The sequence below is a fragment of the Thermogutta sp. genome, assembly GCF_039793925.1.
Lineage (GTDB): Bacteria > Planctomycetota > Planctomycetia > Pirellulales > Thermoguttaceae > Thermogutta.
Map to the genome: position 1 here is coordinate 14,820 of NZ_JBAMME010000237.1, position 20,777 is coordinate 35,596.

The following is a 20,777-nucleotide window of genomic DNA, read 5'->3' on the forward strand; positions in this document are numbered from 1 at the left end:
CTTCTATGCACGCTTTACTTTTCGTCTCAGTTTCACCACAATGACGGCAACTCTGGAATTGCTCTGGGACAAAAAACGTTTTATTTAGGGAGTTCGTGCCGTGAGGCGTTCTATTAGCTTTTTGCGATGCACTTGGAAAACTGCCACCACTCTTGGACTGATCGCTCTGCTGAGCGGGATCGTTGCGACAGTCGCTGCCGAACAGACCGCTTCGCGTGAGCAGAATGTTCCCAATCTTGCCCAGCAGATCCCCTATCCCCGCATCACTCTTTCCACATGCTACTTTGTGGATCCCACCTGGCCCCAAAAACCCGAGAACCTGGTTTGGGGACAGACGCCCTCTGTCTATGTGGACAACCAAGACCGGGTATGGGTGTACACCCGAGCCATTCCACCTGTCCACGTCTACGATGCGGCGACGGGAAAATTGCTCTTCACCTGGGGAGAAGAAGTATTCGGCAAGTATCTCGAAGGAATGCTTGCGCACAGCATCAAGATCGACCACCGCGGCCATGTGTGGCTGTGCGATGTGGGCAACCACGCGGTTTATGAACTCGATCAAAAGGGAAAGATTCTGCGAATCTTGGGAACGCCCGGCCAACCCGGTTGCGACCAAACCCATTTCTATAAACCCACCGATATGGCAATCACGCCAGAAGGCCACGTGTTCGTCACGGATGGCTACGGAAATGCGCGAGTGGTTCACTTCGATGCCGAAGGGCGTTACGTGGGCGAATGGGGTAAAATGGGCACGCAGCCAGGAGAATTCAATCTCCCTCATGCCATCGTTGTAGATTCCCATGGGCGACTGTACGTGGCCGATCGCAACAACGCGCGGGTGCAGGTCTTTGACCAGTCGGGAAAGCTGCTCGACGTGTGGTCTGACCTCCTCGTGCCTTGGGGTTTTTGGATCACTGCGGATGACCAAATCTGGGTCTGCGGCTGTTCGCCCATGGAATGGCGCGAAACTGATGAAGTGTTAAGCTGTCCCCCTAAGGACCAGCTTTTCATGCGATTTGATCCCAGCGGCCGATTGCGTCAGCTCTGGACGGTCCCCAAGGGTGAAGATGGCAAAGAAAAGCCGGGCGAACTGAACTGGGTCCACGGGATCGCCGTCGACTCGCAGGGCAATATTTATGCCTGCGATATCATCGGCAAGCGAGTGCAGAAGTTCGTCCGCAAAGCCCCCGGATGGTCCGTCCCCTTCCGTCCCAAAGCTCAGGAGTGACGCCCAGCCAAACAGGACTCCCAAGACGTGAGTCCTCCCGCCGCGGCCGTCGGGAACAGGCGGCCAACTTCGTGCGTCTAAACAATGTCAAAGTGGCGTCAGGCTCCGGTGTTACTCCCCCCGGACATCTCGCCGAATGGATTAGTATTTCATCCACTATCGCTGGGAGAACGGTCGTGGGTTCGCGCGGAAGCGGACCGCGCCAGTGGGCCGTAGCGGAGTGAGGCTTGCAGGTATGGCACGCGGTGCACTCCTGGTTGTGTGCACGTGCCATAATTGATATATGGCAAAAGCTCTTCTTTTTCCCCGAAACAAATTTGCCCGAGCGCAGAAGGGAGTGTCGGCCATGTTGCGGATGAATTCTTGCCGGGCCGGTGGTCTGCTGTTCAGTGTGCTGGTGCTGTTCGGGGGGGTCATTCTCTTTGGGGCCGAGACCCCATCGCCAGAACCTCCCGAGGTGCGGCTGGAGAAGCTTGCCGGTCTGCCCACGGTACCGCGCGAAATCGCCGAAGCGATCCAGGACCACCGTTACGACGAGGCGGTACGACTCATCGATGAGGAGCTAATCAGAAAACCCGCCCAATCGGATTATCTCGTGTATTTAAAAGGTCGCGCACTCTATCTTCAGCAACAGTACGATGCGGCGGTGGAGGTGTTTCGACAGGCAGAGAAGGATTTTCCGAAGAGTTCCTGGCGGTACTGGTTCCGATTTGGACAGGCCCTCGCTTTGGCGCGCAAGGGGGATTTTGCGGGAGCCGAGGCCATCTATCGCGATGAGGCCCAGCGTATCCTTTCCCCAGAGCGGAGTGAAGAGCTGGCTGCCGTTTATATTGAGTTTGCCGACCGGTATTTCCAGCCGGCTAATCCGATGGAAGAAAAGCCGGACTACAACAAGGCGCGGGAGTTTTACACCAGGGCTTTAGAGGTTAATCCCAGTCCATCGGTCCGGGCGCGGATTGCCTTTCAGATCGCCCGCTGCCACCATCTGGCTCCGGCCTGGCTGCAGGCCGCCACGGCGTATCGCGAGTTCCTCCAGCAGTTCCCCGGTGATCCCCGGGAGGTTCAGGCGCGACTCTATTTGGGCGAAGTGCTGCTGGCGATGGGCAATACCGTGGAAGCTCGCCGGGTTTGGGAAGATTTACTCAGCAAGTTTGGAGATCAACCTGGGGAAGAAGTCGCCACGGCAGCTTTTCGTCTGGCCGAAACCCGAGGCATGCCGTCCCCGGCGACGGATGAGGACCTCAGCCAGGGCGTCAACTACCTGCGGCAGTTCTTGGAGCGGTTTCCCAAAGACAGGCGGGTGCCAGCCGCCTATCTGCAAATGGCTCAGGGATATGCACACCTCCAGCACTGGGACGAGGCGGAGAAAGTTCTTTCGGAATTCCTGGCCGATCCTCGGGCTGAAAAGAGTCCCGAGCGGGCGGAGGCGATCTTTCTTTTGGGATCGGTGTATCTCAATGAGCAGCGTTTTGCCAAGGCGATTGAGACTTGGCGAACCTTTATTGAACAGTTCCCCACACACCCGCGTTGGAGTGAAGTGCAAACTCTGATTATTGACGCCGAATATCAGGAGGCAGTGAGCCTCCACGAAGCAGAAAAGTATTCTGAGGCTGAAGGAGCCTTCCGCAAATTTCTGGCGAGCCACCCCCTGGACAGCCGCGCGCCGGAGATTCTCTTCACCTTGGGGACTATCGCTTTCCAACAGAAGAACTATGAAGAGGCCATCCGACGGTGGCAGCAACTGGCAGACAAGTATCCTGACAACACCTGGGGGCAAAAGGCCATCTACACCATTGCACAGGTCTATGAGGAAAAACTCCTCGATGCTGAAAAGGCCCTGGAGTACTATCGCAAGGTGACCGGCCCTCTGGCTTCTGTGGCCCAAAGTGCCATTGCCAAATTGACGGCGCGGACACTCTGGGCCGAAACCGTGCGGGTGTATCGCTCCGACGAAATACCGAAAATTCGGCTGGTGACCCGCAATATCGAAAAAGTGACCATCGCCATTTACCGAATCGATCCCGAGGCGTACTTCCGCAAGTACCGGACCTTGCAGGGGGTGGAGCATTTGGATCTCGCGCTTATCGATCCGGACGAGAAGCGCGAATTCACGATTCCCGATTACAAGCCGTATGTGGAGCTAGAAACATTTATACCCCTGCCCTTACCCGGTGATCAGAAGGCCGGGGTGGCCGCCGTCACTATCAGCAGTCAGACGCTCGAGGTGACCACGCTTCTGTTGCAAAGCGATCTTGATCTCGTCGTCAAATCATCCCGCGAGGAGCTTTTCGTGTTCGCTGAGAATATGCGAGAAACGAAGCCCTGGGCAGGTGTCCGCTTACTTGTTGCGGCCGGTGACGGCCAGCTTCAGGAAGTACGAACCAACGAGGAAGGAATCTATCTGGGAAAACTGCCCGGAAACTCCTCCGAGGAGGTGAGCGTTCTGGCGATCGCGGACGGGCATGTCACCAGTAACGAGTGGAGCCTCGAAGGGGTTTCAACTGCACGCGGATTGACAGACCGGGGACTGATCTACACAGATCGCCCGATTTATCGTCCCGGGCAGGTCGTTAATGTGCGGGGAATTATCCGGCTGGCGAGTAGCCAAAAGGCGGAAACACCCCAGGAAGCTCCCGGCGCGACGGCCGAGAATCAGAGCGAAAGTCCCCAAGGATCAGCAGACCGGCTGATTGCACCTGTCGGGCGCAAGTTTCACCTTCAGGTCTTGGACTCCGCCAATCGTCCGTTGCGGGCCATCGACGTGACGCTTGATTCTTACGGCTGTCTCCACGACCAGTTCTTCCTGCCCGAGGCGGCCCCACTCGGCCAGTATCGAGTCGTGGCCGACGATGGAGAAGGTCATGTTTTCCAGGGTGGCTTTCAGGTAACCTCATTCGAGGTCGATCCCGTTCAGATTACCATCGACACGCCACGGCAGGTGTACTATCGGGGCGAAAAGATCGAGGGAACGATTCGCGTGGCGTTCAGTTTTGGCACGCCACTGGGGCGGGAAGAGGTCCGCTATCAGTTGGCGGGTGAGCCGGTGCAAACGGCGATCACCGATGAAAACGGCGAGGTGCGATTCAGTTTTGACACCCGAGATTACTCAGAAGCGCAGGTGCTTCCCTTCCAGGTGGTGTTGCCCCGGCGGAACCTCACAAGCGGTGTCAATTTTGTCCTGGCGATCCAGGGGTTTTCTATCCATCTCAGCACACCCCGTGAGGTCTATCTGCCGGGAGAAAGCTTTGAAGTGCGTGTAGAGACCAAAGATGCAGCAGGAAAACCATGCGCGGAGAAGCTCGTGCTGAAGGCGATGCGTCGCACCCGCGCAGGCCGGATCCAGGGAAGCGTGACAGTCAGCGAGACGCCCGTGGAAACCGACAGCGACGGAACGGGACGAATTGTCCTGCGGCTGGAAGAAGGTGGCGAATACATTCTGCGGGCAGAAGGTACCGATCGCTTTGGGCATCCCATTTGGGGAGAGATCGCTGTCAAAGTTTCTGATGACAAAGATTCAGACCGCCTCCATATATTTGCCGACCGGCACACGTTCCGGGTGGGGGATACAGCGCGCGTGCGGATCCACTGGAAAGAGCAGCCTACCCTGGCTGTGGTGTGTTTCCAGGGGGCACATATTCTGGGACATCGACTCGTATCTTTAAAGACCGGTGACAACGAGTTGGATATTCCGATTTCAGGGGAAATGGCACCACGCTTCGATCTGAGTGTGGCCGTCATGCGAGATGTACGCGATGAGCGAGCTCTCGTAGGGAGACCGTCGGCCGATTCCGGCGATACCGTGGCCGAGCTGACGCCGCCCCCACGACGGTTTTTTGAAGCCGTAAGCGGATTTGATGTCCAGCGCGACCTGCGGGTGAAGGTGGAGTGGAAAATCAAGGGCCAACCGGCAAAAAAAACACCCAGTCCCGGCGACGAGTTGGAGGTCACGCTGATTACCACCGATGCCCAGGGACAACCGATCCCCGCGCAAGTCAGTGTGGCGCTGGTCGAATCGCTGCTGCTGGAGCGATTTGGTCGAGGACCGTCGCTGGTCGAATGGTTCCGCGGCGAAACGCGGGAGGGGGCATTTCGGACGCTCAGCACCATTGAGTTCCGCTACCAACCAATCACCCGCCCGATTAACCGCCTGCTCCTTGCTGAAGAAGAGCGAGAACAGCTCGAGGCAGACGAGGCCGCCACGCGTCTGGCTCTGGGCACCCTCGGTGGCATGGGAGGTGGTTTCGCAGAATCCAACAGGGATGCCGCCGCAATGGCTGCGCAGCCAGGCATCCCGGCAATGGAGGCGCTGAGAAAAAGGAAACAGGAGCAACTGGCCGAAGCGGAACAGGAAAAGAAGGCCAATGCGCTTGCTCGCAGCGGACGGCCAACAGATGGCAAATCGGCCGAGGCAAAACAGATATTCGAAGGAGGAATGACGGAACTTCCCGCTGTCAATGCGGCGGGTGAGCGCCAACTGAAGCTCGCGATGGATAAATATTTCGCTCGCGCGGAAGAAGAGAAAGCCTCGGCGGCAGGCCGATTTCTTCTCCCTACCCAGGCCAATCTCCAGCAAGTGAGCACGATGTCGGCGCGGGAATTCCTTGTCCTGGACGCCCAGGGACGGCTCCAATTCCTAGGGCCCGGGCAACTGGAAAAAGCTGATCTCGCCGCACTCGCCGAGCAACTCAATAAGCAAGGATCCCTGCTTTATCCGCTCTCGTCCGCAGCAGAAACAGCTTTCTGGGATCCCGCTGTGGAAACCGGCCCGGACGGCAAAGCCACGCTGACGATCCCCATTCCCGATCGGGCTACCACCTGGCGGCTCATCGCGCAGGGAGTCACAGTCGATACGCTGGTGGGCGAAGACGATATCACAGTCCAAGCCGGGAAAGATTTCTTCGCCGAGATCAAATGGCCCGAGGTATTGCGGCTGGGCGATACAGCCGAAATTCCCGTCGTGCTCCACAACGGCCGTTTCGACTCGGGGACCGTGGAAGTTCAGCTAACGCGGGTCGTCGGCACCCGCCGAAGCACCGATACGCAGCGGGTGACTCTCCAGAAAAAGGGACCTGCTTCGGTGACGTTCAGCGTGGCGACAGAACTGCCTGGCGAATGGAACGACGCTCTTCAGGGGGCCGAGAATCCAAAACAGATGGAGGACCTCCTGCGGCAAAATGTGGAGTTTCATCTGGCCGTCCTTGACGCAGACTCCCGGGAGGTACTCGAGAGCGTGACGCATACCGTCCCGCTTCGACCGCAGGGAGTGATGGAATATCAAACCAGCGGTGGGTCCGCAATCGGAGACACCACCACCTGGCTGGAATTGCCAGATGTCGCGGGAAGCTCGCCCTGGTTGCTGGAGATCGTTGTTGGACCGAGCATCGAACGGAGCCTGCTCGACCTGGTGACAGGTTCACCCCAAAAGGTGAAGTTGCCGCTTGTGGAAACGTCAACTCCTGCGGAAAGGCTCGTGGCGGATTTGATGACGGCGGTAGTCGTCCAAGATTATTTACGCAAAGTGGCTCCGCAGGAGGTTTCCATGATACCGGTCATCGATGCGCGGATTCGTACTGCCATTGCCGGATTGGTTGCCAGCCAGCAGGAGGACGGGGGATGGGCCTGGATCGGATGTGTGTTGCCGGAAGAAAGAGCCAAAAGAAAAGTCGCTTCCGATCCGCGGATGTCTGCCCTGGCCTTCTGGGCCCTGTGCCTGGCACGCTCGGCGGGCTATGGAATCGCACAACCGGCCATGGATCGTGCGACGGCCTTCCTCAACCAAGCTATTGCCAGCGCACCGGCCGAGGACAATGAAATCCGTGCGGTCCTTGTCCATGCACTGGCTCAAATGAAACAGGCTGATTTTGCGCTCCTCAATCGGCTCCATCGGGAAAGACAGAATCTCTCCCTGGAAGGCAAGTTGTACCTGACCTTGACCCTGGCTGCCATGGATCGGAAGCCGATGGCGGAGGAAGTCCTTCAATTGATCGACCCCACCGTCCTGGCTGAACCGAAGCCGGAGGAGCGGATTGTCTTTGGAGCACTGTCCCCGGCTGAGGCCCACGCCCTGTACGCCCTCGCCCTGGAAGCGGTCCTTCCCCAATCGCCTGAATTGCCCCGGCAGATCGATTGGCTGTTGGCACACCGTGTGGGAAACCGCTGGATTCCGGATCGGGCTACCGGTCCGGCTGCCTTCGCCCTTACCCAGTGGTTCGGCAACCAGGGATTTCAGAATGAAAGTTGCCAGATCACAGTGTTTGTCAACGATTTTCAGGTGGCCAGTCTTTCGCTCGATCCGCTGTCTGCCACACAGTCGTTGCTGGTTCCACCGAAATTCCTCGTCAAAGGAAAACAGCGGATTCAGTTTCGTGTGGAAGGGCGAGCCCGTTACACCTATCAGTGCATCGCCAGTCATTTCGTGGCCACAACCGTTGCCCGAGAAACACCCTACCGTTACATGTTGCGGGCGGCACCGCTGGAGGTGGAGGGACGTGAGATTCTGGCAGGGACCGGGGTGGTAATTCCCCAGCCAGGCTGGTCGATGCCCGTGAACCCTGTCACTCAGCTTCCCGTGGGCAAGCAGGCGATTGTATCGGTGGATGTCTTCCCCGGGTGGGATCAAAAGAGCAACCAGATCACCCAGCTCATCGTCAGTGTGCCAATTCCCGGCGGGGCGGCTGTGGTGCCGCAATCCATTCAGACAACCTCCGAGCGCTATGAGATCCGGCCGGGAGAAGTCGTGTTTTACGTCAGCCGTCGGGACCCTGCGGCCGGCGTTTCATTCAGCTTCCGCATCGTGGGATTGGTGCCGGGCAAATACGACCTCGATGCCGTGGTCGTGCGAGATGCCAACGATCCTGCAGGTTACGGCGTCATTCGTCCTAGCCGCTCTTCTGAAGAGAATCTGAAGCTCGAAGTCCTTCCCCCGGGAAATCCCAGTAAGGATCAGTACGTCCTCTCGCCCCAGGAGATGTATGAACTGGGGAAGATTGCTTTCAACAAACAGAACTGGCAGGAGGCGGAAAAGTATCTCAGCCAGCTCCTGAGGAGTACAAATTGGCGGGTGCGGGACGAGGTCCTCAAAGAGCTGGCCCCGATGATGGTGGACATTTATCTCCAGCTCGACAAGCCGCATGAGGTGGTCCAGTATTTTGAAATCCTCAAAGTCAAATGGCCAGATTTTGAAATCCCGTTTGAAAAAATCCTCAAAATCGCGGCCTGTTATGAGCGGATGGGCGAATACGAGCGGAGTTTTCTCATCTTCCGCGCCACTGTGGAAAACCGGTTTGTGGCCGACAGCAACGTGGCGGGATTCCTTGACGAGCAGAAAGAATTTCTCCGCAGCGTGGAGGTGATGAACCGCCTTCTCGCGGAATATCCGCCGGAACCGTACACGGCGGCCGCCCGGTATGCACTGGCCCAGCGAATTTACGCCAAGGCAGGGGAAGACGATCCTCGGCTCCGCAAGGCGCGAATCAACCGCATCCACCTGGTCCATCTGGCGTGGGAAATGCTTGATCGCTTCTTGACTGCGTTCCCAGAGGATCCGGCGGCCGATCAGGCGGCCTTTGCCGCAGCCAATGCACTGCTGGAGGGGCAGTTTTATGGGCAAGCTGCCGCTTCCGCCGCCCGCTATGCCGAGCGTTATCCCAAGAGTCCTCTCGTGGACAGCTTCTGGTACATGATCGGCTATTGCCAGTACGCGATGGGACAGTACCAGCAGGCTATCGACATGTGCAAGAAGGTCGCGGAGACGCAGCGAACAGATCCCACCACTGGCCGAACCGTGGAAAGTCCCAACAAATGGCAGGCGCTCTATATTCTGGGGCAAATCTACCACAGTCTCGGGCAACCGGGGCAGGCCATCCAGTACTACGGCATGGTTGCCCAGCGATTCTCGGACGCCAAGGAGGCCATCGAGTATTTCACCCGCAAAGCCATCCAGATTCCCGAAGTGACGACCATCCCGCCGGGCAAACCGGTCACGATACCGCTTCATTTCCGCAACCTGGCTACGTGTGAAGTGCGGGCGTACCGCGTGGATCTGTTTAAATTCGCCCTGCTCAAACGAGATCTCGCTGGGATCGCGGAAATCAATCTGGCGGGCATCCGACCGGAGCACGAAGAAACGCTTACTCTCGGCGACGGCCGGGACTACCGCGATCGGGAACGCGATCTGAAGTTGCCGTTCCAGAAAGAGGGGGCCTACCTCGTCGTGTGCCGTGGCGAATCCCTCTACACCAGTGGAATGGTTGTCGTCTCCCCGCTAACCCTGGAGGTGCAGGAAGACCCAGCCTCCGGTCGTGTCCGGGTGACCATCAAGGATCGTTCTGACAAATTCATCAAGGGTGTGCAAGTGAAAGTCATCGGCAGTCGCAATGGGGATTTCGTCTCCGGCGAGACCGATTTGCGCGGAGTGTTTGTGGCGGATGGCATCCGCGGAAAGGTGACGGTGATCGCACGCTACGAGGATGACAAGTACGCTTTCTATCGCGGAAAAGTCGAACTTCTGCCGGAGGCCCCACCGGCTGCCCAGGCTCCTCAGGCCGCGGCGCCGGCCCCGGGTCAGGCAGCCAAACCAGGCGAACCGCCGCGCCGCCGAGCGGAAGATGAACTCCTGCGAGGACTCAGAGAAAGCAACCAGCTCTTCCAGCAGCAGCAGTTGGAAAACCTGCAACGGATGTATCGCCAGAAGCGCAAAGGCGTGGAAGCGTCGCAGGCGTTCTGAGCTGACATCACCCTAACTGGTAAAAGCGGACGGCATTGTCGTGGAAGAGCTTCCGCCGCTCTTCCAGCGGACGATCAGCCACAATTTGGTGAAGTGCGAGAATCCACTCGCGGAGCGGAGCCCCTTTTGTACAGACGGGCCAATCTCCCGCAAACATGACGCGCTCGGGACCAAACGCCGCCAAACAGTGGTTCACAATCGGCGCCAAGTCTTCGGGTCCCCAGTCCTCCGGTTTGACCCGAGCTATAATCCCCGATATTTTGCACACCACGTTCTGCCGGGCAGCCAACGCGTCGATCCCGCGTTTCCACCGTTCCACGTATTGAGCGGCCTCTTCGCCCCGTTCTTTTCCCCATCGTCCAAACTGCTGGGGATCAGCATTACCGCAATGGTCGAGGACAAACCGCGTTTCCGGACAGGCATCCACAATCTCCACGGCATCGGCCAGCCAATCGGCAGGAATGCAGATGTCGAAACGCATTCCCCACTCGCCCAGCAGTCGCAAATTCGCCCGCATCTGGGGACTGAAGTACAGCTTGTGGCCAAGCTTGCTCCCGGGAGGAATCCACCGCACTCCCTTGACGATTGGGTTATCACGGAACCGGGCAAGATAGGTGGGAAACTCTTCGCTGGCGGGTCGACCCCCAATGACAGCGGCCGCGGTCGGACCATCGCCCCGACGACAGATGTCGATAATCCATTCCGCTTCTTTGACGAGGTCGTCATCGACGACCGCGACTTCCATGTACACAGCTTTCACAACCGGCAGGCCAGCGACAGCCTCCCGATAGTCGCCAGGCAGGTAATCCCGGTTGAGTCGGCTATCCCCGGCCAACCAGGGGAGACGAAGTTTGGACAGGTCCCACAGATGCTGGTGGGTGTCTACGATGGGAATCTTCTCAACATCAGGGGGAAGAGATTCTCCGGCCAATGACGCGGCAGGCGCACTCCATCTGCCCACACCGCTCATCACGCCACCCGCGATTAAGCCCGCTGCTTGCAGGAATCGACGGCGTGTGCACTTCATTCCGCTACCTCCCGATATTCAGGAGAAACGAAGCAAGAGCACGGGGCCTCGTCATGGGGCGAGATTCTGGCCGGTGAGCACCGCCCGAGCGACCCGAAAAATATCGGTATTGTCCACAAATTCGCCGGATATCCCCCACACTTCGGCGGCGTGCGAATCCTTTCCGCGGATGAGTTTGCGGAACAATTCAGCACCGGCACCTCGGGCATAAAGGGGCACCAGCGAGTTGGTATGACCGGTGGCATTGTACCGCGCCGCTGGCATCTTACCAGGCCCCTGATCACGGATGGCAGCAAACGGCGTCTTGTTGGAATCGGGACCCCACAGCAGCCCGCATTCGTGATCCGCGGTCAGAATCAGCAACGTCTGATCCCAGGAGCTGTTTTTCTCGATCCACTGGACAACAGCCTCCACGGCGGCCAGGAAGTCGCTCTGTTCTTCAATCATTCGGTGGAGCTGATTGGCATGGTTGGCCCAATCCACGGCCCCGCCTTCGATCATCAGGTAAAATCCCTGGGGGTTGTCATCAAGGACATTGATGGCTCCGAGGGCCATCGTGGCCAGGGTCGGCACGTTATCGTTGAACGGAGTGGCAAACGGTTCATCCCGGACGACGATTCCCAGAATGCCTCCCCGAGCCTGCTGGAGAGTCGTGGCCACCTGGGCAGTCCCCACGACCTTGGCCGGTGTAGATCCCTGCGTCAGTTTTTCGAATTCCTCCTTGGTCTGAATGAGCGTCCATCCCGCGGGATGCTTACCCGCTGTGAGTGACTGCCAAGCGGCCAGTCCACCCACATACCGGCAGTCTTTATCCGTGGGTGCGCCGGACTTTCGACGGCCGTTGGTATCGTACTCCGGATGCCCCGCCCCCATGATGACTTGGAGATAAGGAGCTGCCAGCATTTCCTGGGCGATCTCTGCGTAGTTATCGCGCTCCCGATTATGAGCGCCACCAAAGCCGGCCGGTGTGGCATGAGACCACTGCACAGATGTGACGACCCCCGCTGACTTTCCCAATTGATGGGCGATCTCGGGCAACGTTTTCCCTGTTAATGGCCGGTCGAGATCGTCCCAATTGATGGCGTTGTTATAGGTTTTGATGCCCGTCGCCATGGCGGTGGCAGCCGCCGCCGAATCCGTGGCCGAACTTCTCAGCCAGGCATAACCCTTATCTGGATCCCATGCCTTTTGCGGGGAGTACACGAGGTTTTCATTCTGTTTGTCCTTGCCTTCGGGTTTGGTGCTCGTTGACAGGGGATAGGTAGCAACGGCCAGATGAACCCATCCCGGCTTATCGTAAATCTCGTTTCCCAGCTGGCCCCGATACATACTTGTCGCCCGCCAGGTGTTGAAACCGGCACCGTCCGCCACCATGATGATGACGTTTTTCGCCCGCACCACGGACGGTCCAGCTTCCTCCGCAGGCAGATTGGCGGCGAGAGAAACACACCACACCACAACGGTAGCCGCGGCCAAACGCTTCGCAAAATTGAGCAGCAATTGCATGGCAGGCTCCTTGGGAAGCATACGTTTCTCCGAGCGATTCGCTCTTTCCCTTCGGGGATTCGCGTTTGTTCCTCAGCTTCAGGATCTCGCGAAGGAATCCTCTCTTGATGTGCCACACGACGCGGTTCCGCTCTTCGTTTCCGCCGCCGCTCATTAACTCCGAGCGCCGGACAGCGAACGCTTCATTTTTATCGGCCGCCGAATGAAGTCAAGCCGTTAGCAAAATATTAACCGATGGAAAAGCGACAGCGGAGAGAGCTCACCGGACGCCCAGCAACCGGTCTCCGCTACAGGCGACATTGGACCCGGTTCCAGCCGGGCCACGGATCTTCGGTGGGACCTCATTCTCAGCTCCACGTTCGGAGGGACGTGCTCGTCACGTCCGCTGTTGTTCGGAAACTCCTCTTGACGGGTCACGGCCATTTGGCTACCGTCCCACAACCGCGGAAACTGTGGACCCTCTGGCAGCGCCAAAAGACAAATGGAGTAGGGCGATCATTGGACTAAAAGTTGTGGCGGAGATCGATGGGCGCCGGTCTTAAACCCAGTGATATCACTAAAGGACCTTCCTGGCAGGGGGTTCCCCTCCAGTGGAGAGTTCTTTACATCTGCGACCGGCAGCGAACCGGGGGGTGGCTGGTGGAAGGCCTGGCCGGCGAAGCCCCCGTGGAAATTGAAATCCATGAAGCGACGGGAAGCGTCTCGGGCCTTGCTCGATTGCGCGACGAAGTCTTTGAGGCCATTTTTATCGCGCATGCGCCGCCAGAACTCGACGCCATCGAACTCGTCGCCGGCTATCGTACTGGCGGCACAGACGACCCTCTCATCGTCCTGGGGCGACCCAGCGAACAGGAGCTCGCTGTGGCATGCTATGAAGCCGGGGCCGACGCCTACCTGTGTGTGAGCACCGCAACCACACAGGCCCTCATCTGGGCCACCGTCCGGGCTGTCCAGCGGTGCCAACTGCTTCGCCAGAATCGCCGGTTTGTTCAGGCTGAACGGCAGCGAGTCCAGCGGGAACGTGAAGAGGCTTTTCGCATCCTCCAGCATCAGAAAGCCGTCCTTCGCGAGCTGGAAAGGCTCTCGCGACGGCCTCGCCAGACAGTCGAGGCGATTTCTCCCCTATCTTCTGACCTGGCAGACGACGATCCTCCTCAGGTCCCGCAGACGCTCATTGTCCATTATCGGGAACTTCTCCGGGCTTATGTGATCATGGGAAGCGGGCATCTCGGCAGCGAACTCCGTCACTTAGCAGAGGTCTTTGCAACAGCCGGACTTTCAGCCCGCGAAGTGATGCAGCTCCATCTCTATGTGACGGCCGACCTACTAAAGGGATTGGGCTCGCGGAGCACACGACACGTGATCACGCGGGCGGATCTGCTGGTCATTGAGATCCTCCTCCAGCTTGCAGAGGTCTATCGGGCAAGATATCGCGAGATGGTCCGACCTCCCGTCCAGTTGTTTTTCCGCGGGCTGGAAGAATAGAAGAATAGTTGCCGAAGATCTTCTTTCCGGGCTGTGCGTCCCTATTTGCTGTGCCCCGCTCCTGCGAGAGATGTTTCAGCGTCTGAAGGGCCACCACCCCGTGCGTGACTTGGCAGTCTTGGGGGCACGAGCAGGCTCCGCGATTTCCTTTGCCGAAGGTGAACTCGCTCTCCCATTCACTCCAGCTTTTCCCGAGAGATCTTCGTCACTCCCGTTGAGCACGATTGGTGCGACGGGCTCAGTGTCACTTCGCGACATGACAGTGGTAAACGGGGGAGGCTGATCCGACCATGCATCGTCCGCTGCCGCTTCGGGAGGACAGGGCTTTTTCGCGAGATCGGAGGGATCGCGATTCTCTACAGGTCCCTTTTCTGCCGGCGGGGCCGGGGGCGACTCTCCCCCGGGTTGCCAGGCGCTGAAATCTGGCAGAACACCGTCAGACGGGGCAATGGCGGGCGGAGTGCTCCCTCGATCATTGAATTCACCAGAGGTCGAAGCGGCTCCCAGGAAAGGTTCCGGTTCGGTGGCCGGTTCCGGGGAGCTCGGTTGGCCGGATCCCGCTTCCGGTAATGACTTCTTCCCGGTTGCTGGTTCATCGGTGACAACAATGTCAGAGGGCGATTGCGAAACACCTTCGCCAGTTATGACGGAGGGCTCGTGGGAAACCGCCTTCGGAGAGGTATCATAATCTACCCGAAAGGTGAGCGGCCCCAGACTGAAGACCGCCCCGGGGGGCAGAAACGCTTCCTGGATCTGTTCGCCTGCCACGTAGGTGCCATTGAGCGAACCGAGATCGCGGATCTTGACCAGTCCACCGTCCTCAAACAATTCGCAGTGGCGACGGCTGATCATCGGGTGAATAACGGTGAGATCCGCTTCGCGACTTCGCCCAATGACCGCCGGGAGTGTGATGGCCACGCTGTCTTTGTTGGCCTTACCGCGGATGACGTGAAGGCGAACAAGCATGGGGGAGGAATTCGGCCGGAGATGGAAGGACTGTTTTTCGAAGGCCACCGTTGCGAGTTAATATTTATTGTAACTTAGATTACTCCGCCACTCAATCCCACAACGGACCGAGTTTCGCCCACGGTAACCCAGTTGAAACCCAGCATCGACAGAAAAGACACCTCGTTTTCTGGGGTATTTTCCAAAGAATGGTCGGCTCTCTGCACTCGCCGCACGCTTCCACCCATATGGGTGGTTCCCGCGCTAGTCGGCGGTGGAACGCCAGTTTTTTCACTGTGCGGCGATCCCCTGAGGCTGCTGGGTTAATTTTTGACGGAGCAATTCCCACAAGGCTTCCAGGGACTGGGGAATGACCTTCACATTCGCCAGGACGGGCATAAAGTTCGTGTCGCCATTCCACCGGGGAACCACGTGCCAATGGAGATGGCCTGGCAACCCTGCCCCTGCCACCCGTCCCAGGTTCAACCCCACGTTGAATCCGTCCGGCTGCATCGCACTTTCCAGAAGCTGGATCATGCGGGTCAACGTGAGCATCAAGGCGGTGTGTTCCTCGGGAGTCAATCGGGACGGATGTCCCACGTGCCGTAGCGGTGCAATGAGCAGATGTCCGTTGTTGTACGGATAGCGATTGAGCACCACGATGGTTTGATCATCTCGATACACGACGTAGCGTTCCGGGCTGTCCGGGTCAGCCACCGCCTGGCACAGAAAACAGCCCGGATCGGCGTCCGGAAGTAATCGCTCAGCGGGAATAGACCGCTCGGCCGGCCGATCACACCCCTCGATGTACGCCATGCGCCAGGGGGCCCAAATGAGTTCTCGTAACCGACTTTCGTCCATAGTTTCCCATTTGCAGCGTTGTTTGAAACCCTTGCTTGCGTGTCTCGGATATGCTTTTGAAACAAACTATTTTCCTGCCGGAAGCTCCGCATCGGAAGTGATTTCCACCTCGCCCAGAAAGTAGCGGTGCTGGTCGTCGTCCCCGTCGATAGGCAGCGCGATCTGCGGTGTGCCGGTCGCCGTTCCAACCGAGAGAAACACGCGGTAACGCCCCGGTCGAAGCTGGAACGGCAGGCAGCTTGCGGTTTCCCATGTGGTCGCAATGGGCGGCCCCAAATCGGCCTCCGGATCACCTTCCGCCTTCGGACCTTTGATGGCCACATCCCGCACCCTGAGGTCCCTGACATTCGCCTGTGTGTTGACGAGTACCGCGACGATACCGTCTTGGGCGTCTTTCAACGTGAGGGCGGGAAAACCCCCGCAGTAACACGGCGCGACACCGCGGTTTTCTAATGTGACGCTCCAGGTGAACGGTTTTCCCAAAGTTGCCGTCTGGGGAAAACGCACCTCCGTGGGCACCAGCCGATAACCCAGATAGCGATTCATGCGATCCACGAGGGATTTGTTTTCCTTGAGGAATTCGTGCGGCCACCAATGGATGGAAACGTAACTCGCATGATACTCCAGCATGGCCCGAAAATAGAGCGTGCCATCCTCCCACGCGCCGCGATCCCGTGATGGACCGTAGTGTTCGGACTCCAGAATGACGGGTAGGCGCGGCCAGAAGTCCTGGGCCATCGCAGCATGGAAATAACTGTTCGGCCGTTTCTGCACAAGGATGCTGTCATCTCGAAGTGTCAGACCATGCTCGAGAGCATGGGCGATCGCCCGTTCGCCGCTTTCAGTCATGACAAAATCATCGTTGGCGGCCAGCAGCGTGTGTTTGAAATGTTTGCGATACAGGTCGATGTGCCGAATGACGGTTTCGGCGGGATATTTGATCCGCGTGCTGCTGAACGTATGCCCCTCCCCCCAGACGCCGAACGAACCCACGTCGATGAAGGCGACTTCGGGATTGCCGTCATAACGGGCCGCCAGGGCCGACAAAAAATGATCAAGCTTTTCCAGGAACACCGGATCGTTGTAATCCGGTTCCCAGAACGGTCCGTCCTCTGTCACGCCCTGTCCCACGCGAAAGTTGTAACCTTTGGCCCCGGCTTTCTCGACCCATTCGGGCGTGGCGTAACGCATCCAGGACTCTGAACAACTGATGCGGAGGGCGATTTTCTTACCCCGCGAAACCCAGCGCTGAGCAGGGGTGTCCAGTACCGACCAGCAGTACCGACCTTCTGCAGGTTCGAGGTACGACCACGGGATGCGGAGGTAGACCACGGTGAGCCCGGGAAATTCGTCCACCGTGTCGGATGGTTCCAGCCGCGAGCCGTAGTTGGCGGGGACGTTGTCGTAATAATGCAGAACCCAGCCCATTCCGGGATTCTCCAGGGCAGCGCCGTTGTCGACGGGGTGAATGACCTGCCAGTTCTGAACATCTTCACTGTGCGCCGCAACCCCACAGGCCAGGACCGCGATACAACCTACCCAAACCAAAAACTTCCTGCCATTGGCCGCCGACATCTTCTGTCTCCTGCTGAACTCATACAGCACGCGCAAAGCTGCATTGCTCGATCGGGTAAGCCTTAGCAGCGTACCAAAGTGTGACGGACAGGAAAAGCCACACAGCAAGCAAATCGCACACCCGCGGTACCTTACCCAAAATTGTCGCTTTCCACCCAACATGGAGGCGATTTATTTTGCCTAGCTAGCACCACCAGAACCACACTTCCGGAAGTTAACGCGTTTTTGGCACGCTCCGCAGAAAACACAAAAACGCACCAACCGAGCTTATGCCGACAGGTAGTAAAGGAAGGCGTTTCTTCCATCGCTGAAGTGGTCGACCCAACCACTCAGCACGATCAGCCCTAGCGAAAAGATTAACTGCGTCGTCCCGCCAGGAAGCCGGTACACCGAAAAAGCGCTGTCTCCCAGCCGGCTTTCTGATCTGTGTGCCTTTGTGTGGCTGAAGGGAGGATACCCATGGAAAGTTGGCGAGGTTTTTGGATGGCGGCCGCGATGGGAGCGCTTCTCGCCCCCGTGATTTTCGCTCGGGAGTTGCCGGAATGGCCACCCCGCTGGCCAGATGAGCAGGGGCCCGTATTATCTGACCCAAACGTTTCAGCACCTGCTTCCGAGCTTCAGCCCGTTGTGTCGCTCAGCGAACCGGACAAAATACCGCAACGGGATTTTGCGCAACTGGTTTCAGGATTGGAGGAGGCGGCGGCCGCTCCCCTAGCGCCAGTCCCGGAATCGACCCCGGCGGAGGAGTCAGCGCCCGTCGCCAGGCCGTGTCCTGCCTCCTGCCCAGACCGCTGGACGATCCCCCAACCCTGGTTCCTTCAGCGGTTAGGAATTCGCATGGGCGGTTGGCTGGAGCAGGGCATCACATTCAACGCACAGGAGCCGCCCGACCAGTTCAACGGTCCCGTGGCCACCAACGACCTGGACCACGAATATCAGATGAATCAATTGTGGTTGTATTTTGACCGTCCGGCAGACAACGGCGGTTGCGGCTGGGCCTGGGGTGGTCACGTGGACATGACATACGGCACCGATTGGCGATTCGGCATCAACAACGGTCTGGAAGACCGTATCAACGGTTTGCAAACGTACGGACTCGTGCTCCCGCAGTTCTACCTCGAGCTGGCCTATAACCGCCTTTCCGTGAAGATGGGCCACTTCGCGGCTATCCTCGATTATGAAGCCGTCCCCGCACCCATGAATCCCTTTTACAGCCACTCGTATTCCTACGGCTACACCGTACCGCAATTGGTCACTGGCATGTTGTTCGATTACCGATGGACTCCGCTGCTCTCATTCCAGGCTGGGTTTCACCGCGGTTGGATGCAGTTCGAAGATAACAACGATCGCCTGGATTTCATGGGTGGGGTGAAGTGGCACTCAGAGGATAACCGTCTGAGCATCGCCTACGCGGTCTCGGCCGGTCCCCAGGACGATGCAGCCAATCAGGATCGCTTCGTGTACAGTCTGGTCGTCCAGTGGCAGATGACAGAGCGATTCAAATACGTGCTCGTCCATAACTTGGGGACCGAAAATCGGGCGGCTCCCGGTGGCCAAGACGCCGAATGGTACGGCCTCAACCAGTATTTCCTCTACACCATCAATCCCTGCTGGTCCGCCGGCATGCGAGTAGAGTGGCTCCGCGATGACGACGGCGTGCGGATCGCCGGCCCCGGCAATATCCCGGGAATTCGTGCCTGGAGCGGACGCGGATTTGCCGGAGACTTCTACGAAATCACGTGGGGACTCAACTGGCGGCCCAACGGCAACTGGCTCGTCCGGCCAGAAATCCGCTGGGATTGGTACGACGGCCCTGCCGGTCCCACCGGCTTGCCGTTCGACGGGGGCTCCAGCGATTCCCAATTGACTTTCGCCATGGATGCCATCTTCAGTTTCTGAGCGACTTCGCTTCGTGACCTCCCAGCGCAGTCGATCACCACTGTGATACTCAGGCACGCTGCTGGCAAACGCCGGTCGCCCGCCGCGGCCGGCGTTTTCGGCTTACTTCAAAAGCCCACACTTTTGCAGGAAGTGCCGGTTGCCCGACATCCTTGTTCTCTCCGTTCTCGCACGTTTGTGCTCATTTACGCCGGCCAACGGATTTCGCGAGTGCTCCGCGCGATGCCCCATTCCGCCTCTCGTCAGAACGCAGAAGGAAAACGTCCGTTGCGGAGAACCTTGGAGTTGGTCCGCGTCTTGATAGAGTCTCCCGGAGGAGTCACTGGGTGAGGGGCGGCATGCGGGACGCAGATGCTCAGCGTGTCGGGTCCGAGGTCATGGTCAATTCTGTGAACGGTACGTGCGGACCAGCGGGGCCGGCGAACTGATCGGCTTGGTTAGAAGGGATTGACGAATTGAACGGAGAGCACACAGCCGGGGCATGCGCGGCCGTGCCGGAGAGTTCCCATCCCCACATTGCGCCATTGAGCCGCGCATCGGGAAAAGGCACTTTACTAACGGCTCGTGTGTTTGCATTTCCCGAGCGTGCAATTCAGACCTCGCGAATGGCGAAGAGCGAATGGCGAATGGTTGGTGGGTGCTTCCATCGCAACTGGCTGCGATTAAGACCGTAGGGGGCACGGCAGTGCGCCCCTACCGCAACCCGTGTTTTAATCTCAACTTGTTGGAATTGAGGCTACCGCCAATAGCTCAGAAAAATTCGTCGATCTCGACAAGCGTTTCAATTCGAACCCAGAGCAATTAAGGGCCACCGTAGGGGGAGGCCCATGTGCCTGCCCTCTTTTGGGTTTTCAATCTGAACCGGGTGCGCCTAGAAAAAACTATTCGCCATTCGCTATTCGCTGCCGCGAGTTCCCATCCGGTGTGCGTGGGAATAAAGCTCCGCTCGCTGCTCCCCGAGGGCCACTCGCTTGATCGGTTTCAATCCCAACTTGGTGCGATTCAAACGTACCACGAACAGCTCTGGCACTGTCGTGTTCGGACGTTTCAATCCCAACTTGGTGCGATTCAAACACAGGCATCGCATACGACGGTTCCGAAGGAACCCTGGGTTTCAATCCCAACTTGGTGCGATTCAAACTGCCCCGCCATTGCAGATCAGTCAAAAGGGAAAGAACCGATTTCAATCCCAACTTGGTGCGATTCAAACTTTCGTGGCTTTGGCTTGCTATCATCTTGTCTCTCATATTTCAATCCCAACTTGGTGCGATTCAAACATCACGTGCCCCTATATTCCTGCGTGGGGCGAGAAACGATTTCAATCCCAACTTGGTGCGATTCAAACGGCTTAATGAGCTTCCGGAGTATCTCCAAGTTAATCCGATTTCAATCCCAACTTGGTGCGATTCAAACGATGAAACCTTCGGCATTGCTTTGGTTGAAACCCCGCAGCTTTCAATCCCAACTTGGTGCGATTCAAACCAATATGCTGCGAGGGGCAGGGATTAACGTTGTCAACAAGTTTC

At 58.1% G+C, this 20,777-nt stretch carries 9 protein-coding genes and 1 CRISPR repeat array; of the genes, 4 read left to right on the forward strand and 5 right to left on the reverse strand.

Features of this window, described 5'->3' with window-relative positions:
- The first annotated feature begins 100 nt into the window (after positions 1 to 100).
- Entirely contained in the window at positions 101 to 1,228 is a 1,128-nt protein-coding gene (locus tag ABJK56_RS10900; RefSeq protein WP_347244698.1) for a peptidyl-alpha-hydroxyglycine alpha-amidating lyase family protein, read from the forward strand.
- 346 nt (positions 1,229 to 1,574) lie between these two features.
- A complete protein-coding gene (locus ABJK56_RS10905) occupies positions 1,575 to 9,953 on the forward strand; it encodes a tetratricopeptide repeat protein (RefSeq protein ID WP_347244699.1) in 8,379 nt (2,792 codons plus the stop codon).
- Between the two features lie 7 nt (positions 9,954 to 9,960).
- Here the strand turns inward: ABJK56_RS10905 and ABJK56_RS10910 are convergent, their stop codons facing one another.
- Complete coding sequence (locus ABJK56_RS10910; protein ID WP_347244700.1) at positions 9,961 to 10,980, reverse strand: amidohydrolase family protein; 1,020 nt, start codon at positions 10,978 to 10,980, stop codon at positions 9,961 to 9,963.
- 51 nt (positions 10,981 to 11,031) lie between these two features.
- A complete protein-coding gene (locus ABJK56_RS10915) occupies positions 11,032 to 12,507 on the reverse strand; it encodes an alkaline phosphatase (protein WP_347244701.1) in 1,476 nt (491 codons plus the stop codon).
- Positions 12,508 to 13,011: 504 nt separating this feature from the next.
- On the opposite strand from ABJK56_RS10915, the gene ABJK56_RS10920 reads away from it, so the two are divergent.
- A complete protein-coding gene (locus tag ABJK56_RS10920; protein WP_347244702.1) occupies positions 13,012 to 13,971 on the forward strand; it encodes a hypothetical protein in 960 nt (319 codons plus the stop codon).
- A 75-nt stretch (positions 13,972 to 14,046) separates the two neighbouring features.
- Here ABJK56_RS10920 and ABJK56_RS10925 read toward each other — a convergent pair whose 3' ends face one another.
- From ABJK56_RS10925 to ABJK56_RS10935, 3 genes are all read right to left on the reverse strand, one after another.
- Positions 14,047 to 14,937 (reverse strand): FHA domain-containing protein, encoded by an 891-nt coding sequence (locus ABJK56_RS10925; RefSeq protein ID WP_347244703.1) that lies wholly within the window; start codon positions 14,935 to 14,937, stop codon positions 14,047 to 14,049.
- Positions 14,938 to 15,207: 270 nt separating this feature from the next.
- A complete protein-coding gene (locus ABJK56_RS10930; RefSeq protein WP_347244704.1) occupies positions 15,208 to 15,777 on the reverse strand; it encodes an HIT domain-containing protein in 570 nt (189 codons plus the stop codon).
- A gap of 66 nt (positions 15,778 to 15,843) precedes the next feature.
- Positions 15,844 to 17,352: a DUF4832 domain-containing protein gene (locus ABJK56_RS10935; protein ID WP_347244705.1), complete on the reverse strand. Its 1,509-nt coding sequence runs from the start codon at positions 17,350 to 17,352 to the stop codon at positions 15,844 to 15,846.
- A 459-nt stretch (positions 17,353 to 17,811) separates the two neighbouring features.
- Between ABJK56_RS10935 and ABJK56_RS10940 the strand changes: the two genes are divergently transcribed.
- On the forward strand, positions 17,812 to 19,251 hold the full coding sequence (locus ABJK56_RS10940; protein WP_347244706.1) for a porin: 1,440 nt from the start codon (positions 17,812 to 17,814) through the stop codon (positions 19,249 to 19,251).
- Between the two features lie 979 nt (positions 19,252 to 20,230).
- A CRISPR array of direct repeats spans positions 20,231 to 20,733; the repeat unit is 29 nt; unit sequence TTTCAATCCCAACTTGGTGCGATTCAAAC.
- The last annotated feature ends 44 nt before the right edge of the window (positions 20,734 to 20,777 follow it).

Bases quoted from the DNA above. Each gene is read 5' to 3' on its own strand.
- ABJK56_RS10925 (WP_347244703.1), bottom strand. From the start codon at position 14,937: ATGCTTGTTCGCCTTCACGTCATCCGCGGTAAGGCCAACAAAGACAGC.
- ABJK56_RS10920 (WP_347244702.1), top strand. From the start codon at position 13,012: ATGGGCGCCGGTCTTAAACCCAGTGATATCACTAAAGGACCTTCCTGG.
- ABJK56_RS10935 (WP_347244705.1), bottom strand. From the start codon at position 17,352: ATGTCGGCGGCCAATGGCAGGAAGTTTTTGGTTTGGGTAGGTTGTATC.
- ABJK56_RS10940 (WP_347244706.1), top strand. From the start codon at position 17,812: ATGGAAAGTTGGCGAGGTTTTTGGATGGCGGCCGCGATGGGAGCGCTT.
- ABJK56_RS10915 (WP_347244701.1), bottom strand. From the start codon at position 12,507: ATGCTTCCCAAGGAGCCTGCCATGCAATTGCTGCTCAATTTTGCGAAG.
- ABJK56_RS10930 (WP_347244704.1), bottom strand. From the start codon at position 15,777: ATGGACGAAAGTCGGTTACGAGAACTCATTTGGGCCCCCTGGCGCATG.
- ABJK56_RS10905 (WP_347244699.1), top strand. From the start codon at position 1,575: ATGTTGCGGATGAATTCTTGCCGGGCCGGTGGTCTGCTGTTCAGTGTG.
- ABJK56_RS10910 (WP_347244700.1), bottom strand. From the start codon at position 10,980: ATGAAGTGCACACGCCGTCGATTCCTGCAAGCAGCGGGCTTAATCGCG.